The following is a 12753-nucleotide window of genomic DNA, read 5'->3' on the forward strand; positions in this document are numbered from 1 at the left end:
AGGCCCTGTGCCGCTGTTAAATTTGTTTACATTTCTGGAACGATAGTCCCCATGCCTGCCCAACTCAAACGCCGCCTGACGATCTTCTTCACCCTGGTGGCCATCATTGCCCTTGCCTTCCTGGCCCACTGGTACTTCAAGGGCCGCTTCTACGAAAGCACCGACAACGCTTACGTGCAGGGCGAGATCACCCGTATCTCCAGCCAGCTCGGTGCACGCATCGAAACAGTCCCGGTCGCGGACAACCAGCACGTCAACAAGGGCGACCTGCTGGTGCGCCTGGAGCCCGCCGACTTCGAGCTGGCGGTCGAACGCGCCCGCGCCGCCCTGGCCACCCGCGAAGCCGAGTACGCGCAAGCGCAAAGCCGCCTCACCCAGCAAGGCAGCCTGATTGCCGCCGGCCAGGCCCAGCTGGCGGCTACCCAGGCCACTTTCGACCGTTCACGGCTGGACCTGAGCCGCGCCGAGAAACTGCGCAAGCCGGGTTTTGTCTCTGAGGAGCGGGTCACTTCCCTGTCGGCGGACAGCCATGTCGCCGGTTCCCAGGTCGACAAGGCACGCGCCGACCTGCAAAGCCAGCGCCAGCAGGTCACGACCCTGAACGCCGAACTCAAGCGCCTCGATGCGCAAATCGCCAATGCCCGCACCGACCTGGCCCAGGCCGAGCTGAACCTGACCCGCTGCGAAATCCATGCACCGATCAGCGGCACCATCGGCCAGCGCAGTGCGCGCGATGGCCAGGTGGTGCAGGCTGGCGCCTACCTGCTGTCGATCGTGCCGGATGAAGACATCTGGGTGCAGGCCAACTTCAAGGAAACCCAGATCGGCCGCATGCACCCCGGCCAGCGCGCGGAGCTGGTGTTCGACAGTTACCCCGACACACCGATCGAAGGCCGGGTGGACAGCCTGTTCGCCGCGTCCGGTGCGCAGTTCAGCCTGCTGCCACCGGACAACGCCACCGGCAACTTCACCAAAGTTGTGCAGCGCATCCCGGTAAAACTCACGTTCCGCGCCGACAACCCGTTGCATGGGCGTATTCGCCCCGGCATGTCGGTGACCGCCACTGTCGACCTGCGCAGTGAAGACCAAGACCACAATGGCCGGTGACCAACTGCTGCGCCCCACGGCGGAGCCAACCCGGCGCGACTGGATCGCGGTGATGAGCGTGATGCTCGGTGCCTTCATGGCAGTGCTGGACATCCAGATCACCAACTCCTCGTTGAAGGACATCCAGGGCGCACTGTCGGCGACGCTGGAAGAAGGCTCATGGATTTCCACCTCGTACCTGGTAGCGGAAATCATCATGATCCCGCTAACAGCCTGGCTGGTGCAGCTGCTGTCGGCGCGGCGCCTGGCAGTGTGGGTATCCGGCGGCTTCCTGCTGTCGTCGCTGCTATGCTCGATGGCCTGGAACCTGGAGAGCATGATCCTGTTCCGTGCCTTGCAGGGCTTCACCGGCGGCGCGCTGATACCGCTGGCCTTTACCCTGACCCTGATCAAGCTGCCCGAGCACCACCGCGCCAAAGGCATGGCGATGTTCGCCATGACCGCCACTTTCGCCCCCTCTATCGGCCCCACCCTGGGCGGCTGGCTGACCGAGAACTGGGGCTGGGAGTACATCTTCTACATCAATATCCCGCCGGGCCTGCTAATGATCGCCGGCTTGTTATACGGGCTTGAGAAGAAGGAGGCGCACTGGGAGCTGCTGAAAAGTACCGATTACGCCGGGATCGTCACGCTCGGCCTTGGGTTGGGCTGCCTGCAGGTGTTTCTTGAAGAAGGGCACCGCAAGGACTGGCTGGAGTCGCACCTGATCGTCGGCCTGGGCAGCGTTGCCCTGGTCAGCCTGATCACCTTCGTCATCCTGCAGTTTTCCAAGCCACATCCACTGATCAACCTGCGCATCCTCGGCAACCGCAACTTTGGCCTGTCGAGCATCGCCAGCCTGGGCATGGGCGTGGGCCTTTACGGGTCGATCTATCTGCTACCGCTGTACCTGGCGCAGGTACAGGGTTACAACGCCTTGCAGATTGGCGAGGTGATCATGTGGATGGGTATTCCGCAACTGTTCCTGATCCCGCTGGTGCCACAACTGATGAAGGTGATATCGCCCAAGGTACTATGCGCGCTGGGGTTTTGCCTGTTCGGCGCTGCCAGTTTCGGCTCGGGGGTGCTCAACCCGGACTTTGCCGGGCCGCAGTTCAACCATATCCAGATCATCCGCGCCCTGGGCCAACCGATGATCATGGTGACCATCTCGCTGATTGCCACCGCGTATATCCAACAACAGGATGCAGGATCCGCGTCGAGCCTGTTCAATATTCTGCGTAACCTCGGTGGCGCGATTGGTATTGCCTTGCTGGCCACCCTGCTGGATGCGCGCACCAAGGTGTACTTCGACTACCTGCGCGAATCGGTGGTGCCGAGCAACCCACAGGTGGCTGAGCGGCTGGCGCAACTGGCGGAGCGCTTGGGCAATGACAATGCGGCGCTGGGCAAACTTAGCGAGATTACCCACCAGCAGGCGCTGATCATGGCTTACAACGATGCCTTCCACTTTGTCGGGATCGGGTTGGCGGTGAGCATGGTGGCGGTGTTGCTGACCCGCAAGTTGCCGGAGGGGCTGAAGGCTGGGGAGGCCCACTGAGCACAATTTCAGATGATGCGCGGTGCCTGTGGGAGCGGGCGAGCCCGCGAACACCGGCGCAGCCGGTGCCAGCCACCGCATTGAATTCTTCGCGGGCACGCCCGCTCCCACAGGGCCCGCGCCCGGCTTCAGCTGCTGATCAACCGCTCACGCAACTGGGTAATCTCGTCACGCAACTGCGCCGCCGCCTCGAACTCCAGGTCGCGGGCGAACTGCATCATTTTCTCTTCCAGCTGCTTGATGCGCTTGGTGATCTCGCCCGGCGTACGTAATTCGGCCTCGTAACGGGCGCTCTCCTCTGCCGCCTTGGCCATGCCCTTGCGCTTCTTGCTGCGCGCACCGGGCACGGTGGCGCCTTCCATGATGTCGGCGATGTCCTTGACCACGCCCTTGGGCACGATGCCGTTGGCTTCGTTGAAGGCGATCTGCTTCTCGCGGCGGCGCTCGGTTTCATCGATGGCCCGCTGCATGGAGCCGGTGACGTTATCGGCATACAGGATGGCTCGGCCATTGAGGTTACGTGCAGCGCGGCCAATGGTCTGGATCAGGGAACGCTCGGAACGCAGAAAACCTTCCTTGTCGGCATCGAGGATGGCCACCAGCGACACCTCGGGCATGTCCAGGCCCTCGCGCAGCAGGTTGATGCCCACCAGTACGTCGAAGGTGCCCAGGCGCAGGTCGCGGATAATCTCTACCCGCTCCACCGTATCAATGTCCGAGTGCAGGTAGCGTACCCGTACGTCGTGGTCGGCCAGGTAATCGCTGAGGTCCTCGGCCATGCGCTTGGTCAGCGTTGTCGCCAGCACACGCTCGCCTGCCGCAACACGCTTGCGGATCTCGGACAGCAGGTCGTCGACCTGGGTCAGCGCAGGGCGTACCTCTACCTGCGGGTCGACCAGCCCGGTCGGGCGCACCACCTGCTCCACCACGCGCCCGGCATGCTCGGCCTCGTAGGGGCCTGGGGTGGCCGAAACAAAAATGGTCTGCGGGCTGACATCCTCCCACTCGTCGAAACGCATCGGCCGATTGTCCAGCGCCGAAGGCATGCGGAAGCCGTACTCGACCAGGGTTTCCTTGCGTGAACGGTCGCCCTTGTACATGGCGCCCACCTGCGGGACGCTGACGTGGGATTCGTCGATCACCAGCAGCGCATCGGGCGGCAGGTAATCGTACAGGGTGGGCGGCGGCGCCCCGGCCGGGCGCCCGGACAGGTAACGCGAGTAGTTTTCGATGCCGTTGCAATAGCCCAGCTCGAGGATCATCTCCAGATCGAAGCGGGTGCGTTGCTCCAAACGCTGCGCTTCGACCAGCTTGTTGGCCTTGTGCAGGTATTCCAGGCGATCTTTCAGCTCTTCCTTGATGCCCTCCACTGCTTCCAGCAGGGTTTCCCGCGGGGTGACGTAGTGGCTCTTGGGGTAGAAGGTGAAACGTGGCAGCTTGCGGAAAACCTCACCGGTCAACGGATCGAAAGCGGCGATGTTCTCCACTTCATCGTCGAACAGCTCGATGCGGATGGCTTCCAGATCCGATTCCGCCGGGAAGATGTCGATTACGTCGCCGCGTACCCGGAAGGTGGCGCGGGCAAAGTCCATTTCGTTGCGGGTGTACTGCAGGTCGGCCAGGCGGCGCAGCAGCGCGCGCTGGTCGAGCTTGTCGCCACGGTCCACGTGCAGGACCATTTTCAGGTAGGTCTCGGGGCTGCCCAGGCCGTAGATGCACGACACAGTGGTCACGATGATCGCGTCACGCCGTTCCAGCAGCGCCTTGGTCGCCGACAGACGCATCTGCTCGATGTGGTCGTTGATCGAGGCGTCCTTCTCGATGAAGGTGTCTGACGACGGCACATAGGCTTCCGGCTGGTAGTAGTCGTAATAGGAAACGAAGTACTCCACCGCATTGTTGGGGAAGAATGCCTTGAACTCCCCGTACAACTGGGCGGCCAGCGTCTTGTTGGGCGCCAGCACCAGCGTCGGGCGCTGCACCTGCTGGATGACGTTGGCAATGCTGAAGGTCTTGCCCGAGCCAGTCACCCCGAGCAGCGTCTGGTGCGACAGCCCCGCCTCGATGCCTTCAACCAACTGGCGGATAGCCTCGGGCTGGTCGCCGGCCGGCTGGAAACGTGTGACGAGCTGGAACTCGGACATGAAGGACCTCACGGTGCAGCAGCTGTAAATTTAGCCAGTAGTCTATACCCAAATGCGCCCGTTCGGGGGCGCTTTCAAGGCACAGGTGTGGGCCTGTGCAACGGTGGACACGGCAATTGGACCAATGGTCGAAAAATATTTGCGCAAATAGCCCTAAAAGCTGTGCCAGAGTGTCGCGGTGACCGGTCGGTATCACTATACTGACTCCCCGTTTGTGCACCGCTTCAGTGCATTCGGCTGGAGCGTGTACGCCCTATCACACTCCAATCAGAGCCAAGGTAACAATGAGCCTGTTTTCCGCTGTCGAGCTGGCACCCCGCGACCCTATTCTGGGCCTCAACGAAGCATTCAACGCCGACCCACGTACCGACAAGGTCAACCTGGGCGTAGGCGTGTATTGCAATGAGGAAGGCCGCATTCCGCTGCTGCGCGCCGTGATCGAAGCCGAAACCCAGCGTGCCGCCCAGCACGCTTCGCGCGGCTACCTGCCGATCGACGGCATCGCCACCTACGACCAGGCTGTGCAGAAGCTGCTGTTCGGCGCCGAGTCGCCACTGCTGGCCGCTGGCCGCGTGGTCACCGTGCAGGCCGTCGGTGGTACCGGCGCGCTGAAGATCGGCGCCGACTTTCTCAAGCGCATCTCGCCAGACGCCGTGGTTGCCATCAGCGACCCGAGCTGGGAAAACCACCGTGCGCTGTTCGAATCGGCCGGCTTCCCGGTGCAGAACTACCGCTACTACGATGCGCCGACCAACGACGTCAACCGCGCTGGCATGCTCGAAGACCTCAACGCCCTGCCGTCCGGCTCGATCGTGGTGCTGCACGCCTGCTGCCACAACCCGACGGGCGTCGACCTGAACCTGGACGACTGGAAGAACGTTCTGGAAGTAGTCAAGGCCAAGGGCCACGTGCCGTTCCTCGACATGGCCTACCAGGGCTTTGGTGACGGTATCGCCGAAGACGCCTTCGCCGTGCGCCTGTTCGCAGAGTCGGGCCTGGAGTTCTTTGTTTCCAGCTCGTTCTCCAAATCGTTCTCGCTGTACGGCGAGCGCGTCGGCGCACTGTCGATCGTGACCGCCTCCAAGGACGAGAGCACCCGCGTGCTGTCGCAGGTCAAGCGCGTGATCCGCACCACCTACTCCAACCCGCCAACCCACGGCGCAACCATTGTTGCCACCGTGCTGAACAGCGCAGAACTGCGCCAGATGTGGGAAACCGAACTGGCCGAAATGCGCGAGCGTATCCACGGCATGCGCAAGCAGATGGTATCGCTGCTGGCCGAATACGGTGCCAACCGCGACTTCAGCTTCGTTGGCCGCCAGGTCGGCATGTTCTCCTACTCGGGCCTGACCGTTGAACAGGTTGCCCGCCTGAAGAACGACTTCGGCATCTATGCCCTGGACACCGGCCGTATCGCGGTGGCCGCGCTGAACCAGAGCAACATCCACGTGGTGACCAAAGCTATCGTGGAAGTGCTGTAACTCATTGTTTTGCCTGGGGGTGGGTTGACTTCTCCCGGGCAATCAGTAAGATACGCGCAGATTCCGCGATAGCTCAGTCGGTAGAGCAAATGACTGTTAATCATTGGGTCCCTGGTTCGAGTCCAGGTCGCGGAGCCAAACATTGAAAAGCCCCCGTGTTGCGTAAGCAACCGGGGGCTTTTTCGTTGTTCACCGGAAGTATGTCGGCGCCTGGTAGATCGAGCGCCGCCCGCGCGGCGCATCGCGAGCTGTGCTCGCTCCTACGTTTGTTTCTGGCCAATCATTCCTGTGCCATTTGCGCGCGGACGCCTTGGCGCATGGCGCAATATCACGTCGTACAAACAAGGCGGTCGCGCGCGCCTGTAACAGACGTTACTGGCCCGAAACAAACGTAGGAGCGAGCACAGCTCGCGATGCGCCGCGCGGGCGGCGCTCGATCTGCCGGGCAGCACAAAACCCAAGACATGCACCATCCAGCCCCAGAGCCCTCAACCACTACGCCCAATCGGGTAAAACTGACCCTGGCTCCAGACGCCCAACCATTCCTCCCCCTCGATCACACGCGGCACCGCCAGCTCCACCAGTTGGTAAAATACATTGCGATGTATCAGCGCCTCCAGGTTGCTGCGCATCAGCACATACGGTGATGGCTCCTGCGTCACCGGGTCGATCACCACCCGCAGAGGGTTATCCGGACCGGCCTCGACCTGGTCCTCGACATTGCTGGTAAAGCGCAGCACCTGTTGTTCGCCTTCCCCCTGCACTTCCAGCAGCACGGCCACGAACGGCGCATCGTCGACACGAATGCCGACCTTCTCTACCGGGGTGATCAGGAAATAGTCATCGCCATCGCGGCGAATGATGGTCGAGAACAGCCGCACCATCGGCTTTCGCCCGATCGGCGTGCCCAGGTAATACCAGGTGCCGTCGCGGGCGATGCGCATGTCGATGTCACCACAGAAATCCGGGTTCCACAGGTGCACCGGCGGCAGCCCCTTGGCCTTGGGGATCTGCGCCAGAAGGTCATTGGCCTTGCCGGAGTCACTCATCACGCTTGCCTCATTCACTCATGCCCAAGAGGCTACGAGCGTACTCGCGCATCGGCGCGCCAAGCAAATCCTCCGGGGTGTTGTCGTGGAACGTCAACAAACCGCCACGGCTCTTGATGCGTGCGGTGTCGATCAGGTAGCGGGTATTGGTTTCGATCAGCATCATCTGCACCACGCCAGTGTCCCAGCCCAGACGGTCGACGGCCTGCTCGTCATACCACTCGTCACCATTGCCGATGCGATCGTCGGTACGAGCGAAGCGGGTGTACAGCAGGTAGTCGGCGCCTACCGAGCGCGCCTGGGCAATGGCCTCTTCCAGGCCCAGCGGCCCCTGGGCGCGACGCACCATCGGGAAGTATTCGACGAAACTCTTGAACGCCTGCTGAGCCACTGCATTCTGCCGAGGCGCCGGCCCCTTGCCCGGCGGCACGAACGCACCTTGGCCGATGAAGATGAATGAATCAGGCTGCAGGCGGATCGACAAGGTGCGACGGGTTTCGCTGTGGTCCAGCAAACCGGCATCGCTCATGTGATAGCGGACGCCCTCGCCCATATCACTGACATTCATGCAGCCGCCCAGCGCCATCAGCGCCAGCAGCAAGACCAGGCTACGCATCTTTCCTCCAGTGGCCGGCGACGAAAAACCGGCGAATAGCCGGCGGATGCAGCTTTTGCGCCAGCTTCAGCCACCGATCACTTTCATGACCGTCACGCCGCCGGAAAAGGCCAGGTCCTGCTTGTCTGCCAATGCCTTGACCAACAACCGCTGCAAGGCCGGCAACGCCTGATGACGCGGCTTTTCCAGCAGGTCGCCGACGAAGTGCCGATTACCAGATGACAGGCAGCCATGCAGCCAGCCCGTGGAAGACAGGCGCAGCCGCGAGCAGGTACGGCAAAACGGCACGCTTTCGTTGGCAATGACGCCGAAGTGGCCCCTGCCAGGGATGTGGTAACGCATGGCAGTGGCGTCCAGCGGCGCATCCACCTGGGCGTAGGTATGCTGGCCGCCGATCAGCGCAAGCAGTTGGTCGAGGCCGACAAACTGTTGGAGGAAGGCGTTGCGATCATGGGCAAGATGGCCCATGCGCATCAGTTCGATAAAGCGCAGCTCGAAGCCGCGCGCGAGGCAGTAATCCAGCAGCGGCAGTACCTGATCGAGGTTTTTCCCTCGCATCGGCACCATGTTGACCTTGATTCGCATGCCCAGGGCGCTCGCCCGCTCCATTCCGTCCAGCACAGCGCCCAGGTCGCCGCCACGAGCAATCTGGCGGAAAGCCAGCGGGTCGAGGGTATCGAGGGAAACGTTCAGCCGACGAATCCCGGCCGCCTGCAGTTGCGGCAACTTGCGCGCCAGCAACTGGCCATTGGTGGTCAGCGAGATGTCGTCAAGGTCGAGTTTGGCCACGGTAGCCAGAAAGGCATCCAGACGCGGGCTAACCAATGGCTCACCGCCAGTTATGCGCAGGCGCTCGATGCCGGCAGCTTCGATCAGATAGGCCACGCCACGGGCCAGGGCATCCGCCGACAGCTCGTCCTGCGCCGCCACCAGCCGCTTGCCGTCAGGTACGCAGTAGGTACAGGCGTAGTTGCAGGCAGCCGTCAGGCTGACGCGCAGGTTGCGAAAGCGCCTGCCTTGACGATCGACGATCATGAGTGACTCCGGCATGGATGAAGGGGCTGGCAAAACCTGACTCATAAATCAGGTTTTTGCAACCCCCAATGAACAATGCCGAATGTTCAAGCGATAGCCGAACGCTGCAGGCTGCGCTGCCGCGCAGAGCACCCACGATGCAGTACTTGTGGCAGCGGGCGTACCCGCGAAGAATCAAACGCGGTGGCTGGCACCGGCTGCGCCGGTGTTCGCGGGCGTGCCCGCTGCCACAGGGCCCACGCAGTTTTGTGCAATGCTCAGTTCGAGGGTTCCGGGTCGCGCTTGCGCTTGTTGCCCATCCGCACACCAATATCCATCAGGAACTGGAAGAAACCTTCCTGGTCCTCCAGCACATTGCTCCAGAACGGCGAGTGGTACAGCGCCACAGCGCCGTGCACCAGCGCCCAGGCAGCGCAGTAGTGGAAATACGGCGGCACGTCTTCGAGCTTGCCTTCGCTGATTCGGCCCTTGATCAGCAGGGTTAGGCGGTCGAAGTTGGAGGCACGGATGCTGTGCAACTGCTCGACCATTTCCGGCACCTGATTGCCCTTGACCACCTTTTCCTCAAGGCGGTCGAACAGCCGGTAGCGTTGCGGGTCGCGCATGCGGAACTCGAAGTAGGCGCGCGACAGCGCTTCCTTGTCACGGTCGACGTCGGCCGAGTGCAACAGCTCGTTCAGGTCACGCTCGTAGTCGAGCATCAGGCGAAGGTAGATCTCCGCCTTGGACTTGAAGTGCTTGTAGATCGTGCCTTTGCCGATGCCCACGGCGTCGGCGATCATCTCGACAGTGACGCTGTCTTCACCTTGCTCGAGAAACAGCTTGAGCGCGGTATCGAGGATTTCCTGTTCGCGACGGCGAAACTCACGGACCTTACGAGGTTCTTTCTGCATGGGAAGGACTGGATGACAATCGAAGCGGTTTATTATGCCTAACTTGCGGGAAATTGCACGGATCATCCACACATGTCTGTGTTTCACGATACATACAGCCATGCGCTGCGGGAGGAATGAAACGTTGGCGTATTCCAAATCTGTTTAAAAAACGTCCAATATGCACTGGCACTGCGCCAAACCTGACCAATACTTGAAGTGTTGGCGCGGCGCATCCCCCCCAGTGGCGCGCCGATAAAGGTGCTCAGGGACCGCGTACCTTTGTTTTACTCCTAATGGTCTTAACCCGGATTCCTCCCCCAGAACCCGGGTTTTTTTTGTGTTTTTGTGGGGAGGATGGTGTGACGGCTGTCAGGTGCGTGCCGCAAGAGTTTCAGCGCCCGTGAGATCGAGCGCCGCCCGCGCGGCGCTTCGCGGGTAAACCCGCTCCTACGTTTGTTTCGGGCCAATTAGGCCTGTGGGATTTGCGCGCGAACGCCTTGGCGCACGCCTCGATATCGCGTCGTACAAACAAGGCGGTCGCGCGCGCCTGGCACAGGACGGACTGGCCCGAAACAAACGTAGGAGCGGGTTTACCCGCGAAGCGCCGCGCGGGCGGCGCTCGATCTCATAGGCGCTGCAAGGGCTGTGGCAGGCACCTTGTAACCCTCACGCAATCTCTAACCCCGGTGAATCAATCCACACGCGCCAACGGAAACAGACGCTTGAAGTTGGCGGTAGTCTGCTCGGCCAACTGCTCATAACTGGCCCCACGCAGGGAAGCCACATACTCCGCCACCTCCCGCACATACTGCGGCAAGTTCGGCTTGCCCCGGTGCGGAATCGGTGCCAGATAGGGTGAATCGGTCTCCACCAGCAAGCGATCGACAGGCACCTGCCGCGCCACCTCACGCAACGCCTCGGCATTGCGGAAGGTCACGATTCCAGACAGCGAAATGTAATAACCCAGGTCCAGCGCCGCCTTGGCCATGTCCCAGTCTTCGGTAAAGCAGTGCAGCACACCAGCCTGCGGCAGGTTGGCCTCACGCAGCAGCGCCAGGGTATCGGCGCGCGCCGCCCGGGTATGCACGATCACCGGCTTGCCGGTCTGCCTCGAGGCCTCCAGGTGCAGGCGGAACGAAGCCTGCTGCAACTCGGCAGCCTCCGGCTCGTAGTGGTAATCCAGCCCGGTTTCACCAATCGCCACCACATGCGGGTGGGCCAATTCGCGCAATAACCATTCCAACGCCGGGGTTTCACCAGGGGCCAGGTCCAGCGGGTGCACGCCCACCGAGCAGTCGACGTCAGCGTACTGCTCGCTCAGCGCCTTCACTGCCCCCGCATTCTCGGCACTGACGCCAATGCACAGGAAATGCCCGACCCCACGCTCACGCGCCGCCTGCAGGGCAGCATCCAGGGAGCCCTGGTGGGCACTGAGGTCAAGACGGTCGAGGTGGCAATGGGAGTCTACGAGCATGGGATAACGGCACACATGAAAAATGGGAGATCAGCGGGCACCCGGCAGTTGCAGCCAGTGAGCCAGCAGCGATTCAAGCAGCAAGGCACGGTTGAGGTTGGCCTTGCCCAGCACCTTCTGGCGCTGCTCGAGGATCCATGCCTGCACCTCCAGCACCTTGGCCTGTCGGCTCTTCTGGGCCAGGTACTGCACGACCTTGCGCATATCGGCCAAGCCTAACCCTTCCTCGTCCTGGGTCAACTGGTAGCGCAGGATCAGGTGCGACCAATCGCAAAACCAGTCGAACAGCAGTAACAACGGCACACTGCTCCAGGCATCGGCCAGCTGACTGGGCGATTGCTGCTGCTTGAGCAACTTCTTCACCCCGTCGGTAACCAGCGCACGTTGCTCGCGCACACCCTGCGCCTGCAAGCTGACCGCCATCAATGGCGAACCCGCGGCCAGCGTCAGCAGTTCATCGCGCTCGACCTCGTCGCAGTCGGGTAACGCGCCGGCCAGCCATGCCTGGCTCTGGGCCAGGCTGGGCTGCGGACAGGCGACCTGCTGGCAGCGGCTCTTGATCGTCGGCAACAGACGGCTGGGCTGGTGCGTAACCAGCAACAACACGGTATCACCGGAAGGTTCTTCAAGGCTTTTAAGCAGGGCGTTGGAGGCATTGACATTCATCGCCTCCACCGGCTCGATCAACACCACCTTGCGCCCGCCCAACTGCGCGGTCTGCACCACAAAAGCCACCAGCTCACGCACCTGGTCGACCTTGATCGGCTTGTCAGCCTCTTCCGGTTCGAGGACGAAGTTGTCCGGGTGGCTGCCGGCCTTGAGCAACAGGCACGACTTACACGCCCCACAAGCGTCCAGACCCTGCGGCTGCTGGCACAACAGGCGCGCCATCAGGCGCTCGGCCAGGGCCCGCTTGCCAATACCCTGCGGCCCATGCAGCAGATAGGCGTGGGCGTGCCGGCTACGCCCGGCCAGTTGCTGCCACAGCGCCTGCTGCCAGGGGTAGGCCTCAGCCACGGCAACGCCCCAAAATGCCTGGCAGCAGTGCGTCGATGTCACGCTGCACAGCCTCCAGGGATTGTGCCGCATCAAGCAAGCTGTAGCGCTGTGGCGCGCCCTGGGCGCGCTGCAGGTACGCCTGGCGCACCGCTTCGAAGAAGGCCTGCCCTTCCTGCTCGAATCGGTCCAGGCGGCCACGGGCAGCGGCTCGGGCAAGGCCCACTTCCACCGGCAGGTCGAAGACCAGGGTCAGGTCCGGGCGCAGGTCGCCCTGGACGAATTGCTCCAGGGTAGCGATACGCTCGACCGACAAGCCACGACCGCCGCCCTGATAGGCATAGGTAGCGTCTTGTTTTCGGTTTTCACCAAATGTAAACACAGTAGGGTTATAATCCTTTTTTGGAAACGTAAACGCCCTGCAAGCCATGAAATC

The 12753-nt window shown here is 62.1% G+C and carries 10 protein-coding genes, 1 tRNA gene and 1 pseudogene; 4 read left to right on the top strand and 8 right to left on the bottom strand.

What is annotated here, in order from left to right:
• Positions 1 to 51: 51 nt before the first annotated feature.
• Together QCL51_RS17685 and QCL51_RS17690 are read left to right on the top strand one after the other, a co-directional pair.
• The gene (locus QCL51_RS17685) at positions 52 to 1107 is read left to right on the top strand and encodes an HlyD family secretion protein (protein WP_021784996.1); all 1056 of its coding nucleotides are present in this window, start codon (positions 52 to 54) and stop codon (positions 1105 to 1107) included.
• 49 nt (positions 1108 to 1156) lie between these two features.
• On the top strand, positions 1157 to 2647 hold the full coding sequence (locus QCL51_RS17690; RefSeq protein ID WP_172402858.1) for an MDR family MFS transporter: 1491 nt from the start codon (positions 1157 to 1159) through the stop codon (positions 2645 to 2647).
• A 128-nt stretch (positions 2648 to 2775) separates the two neighbouring features.
• Here QCL51_RS17690 and uvrB read toward each other — a convergent pair whose 3' ends face one another.
• Entirely contained in the window at positions 2776 to 4791 is a 2016-nt protein-coding gene (gene uvrB / locus QCL51_RS17695; protein WP_103462824.1) for an excinuclease ABC subunit UvrB, read from the bottom strand.
• 284 nt (positions 4792 to 5075) lie between these two features.
• Here uvrB and QCL51_RS17700 point away from each other — a divergent pair, with 284 nt between their 5' ends.
• Positions 5076 to 6272 carry an amino acid aminotransferase gene (locus QCL51_RS17700; RefSeq protein ID WP_021784994.1) on the top strand — a complete coding sequence of 399 codons (1197 nt, stop codon included), beginning with the start codon at positions 5076 to 5078 and terminating at the stop codon, positions 6270 to 6272.
• 62 nt (positions 6273 to 6334) lie between these two features.
• Positions 6335 to 6410 (top strand) — tRNA-Asn (locus QCL51_RS17705).
• A gap of 350 nt (positions 6411 to 6760) precedes the next feature.
• On the opposite strand, the gene QCL51_RS17710 is transcribed toward QCL51_RS17705, so the two are convergent.
• The 7 genes and pseudogenes from QCL51_RS17710 to QCL51_RS17740 form a co-directional block, all read right to left on the bottom strand.
• Entirely contained in the window at positions 6761 to 7321 is a 561-nt protein-coding gene (locus QCL51_RS17710) for a DUF1285 domain-containing protein (RefSeq protein WP_103443900.1), read from the bottom strand.
• Positions 7322 to 7331: 10 nt separating this feature from the next.
• The gene (locus tag QCL51_RS17715; RefSeq protein WP_021784992.1) at positions 7332 to 7937 is read right to left on the bottom strand and encodes a DUF4823 domain-containing protein; all 606 of its coding nucleotides are present in this window, start codon (positions 7935 to 7937) and stop codon (positions 7332 to 7334) included.
• A 66-nt stretch (positions 7938 to 8003) separates the two neighbouring features.
• Complete coding sequence (locus QCL51_RS17720) at positions 8004 to 8972, bottom strand: radical SAM protein (RefSeq protein ID WP_021784991.1); 969 nt, start codon at positions 8970 to 8972, stop codon at positions 8004 to 8006.
• Positions 8973 to 9229: 257 nt separating this feature from the next.
• Complete coding sequence (locus tag QCL51_RS17725; protein WP_021784990.1) at positions 9230 to 9865, bottom strand: TetR/AcrR family transcriptional regulator; 636 nt, start codon at positions 9863 to 9865, stop codon at positions 9230 to 9232.
• A 673-nt stretch (positions 9866 to 10538) separates the two neighbouring features.
• Complete coding sequence (locus tag QCL51_RS17730) at positions 10539 to 11321, bottom strand: TatD family hydrolase (RefSeq protein WP_021784989.1); 783 nt, start codon at positions 11319 to 11321, stop codon at positions 10539 to 10541.
• Between the two features lie 30 nt (positions 11322 to 11351).
• Positions 11352 to 12338 carry a DNA polymerase III subunit delta' gene (locus tag QCL51_RS17735; RefSeq protein WP_021784988.1) on the bottom strand — a complete coding sequence of 329 codons (987 nt, stop codon included), beginning with the start codon at positions 12336 to 12338 and terminating at the stop codon, positions 11352 to 11354.
• Positions 12331 to 12669 (bottom strand): annotated as a pseudogene (locus QCL51_RS17740) (dTMP kinase); the annotation flags it as partial. The pseudogene QCL51_RS17740 and the gene QCL51_RS17735, both read right to left, overlap by 8 nt.
• Positions 12670 to 12753: the final 84 nt, after the last annotated feature.

The sequence above is a fragment of the Pseudomonas sp. LTR0 genome, from assembly GCF_036630035.1.
In the GTDB taxonomy this organism is placed as follows: domain Bacteria; phylum Pseudomonadota; class Gammaproteobacteria; order Pseudomonadales; family Pseudomonadaceae; genus Aquipseudomonas; species Aquipseudomonas putida_Y.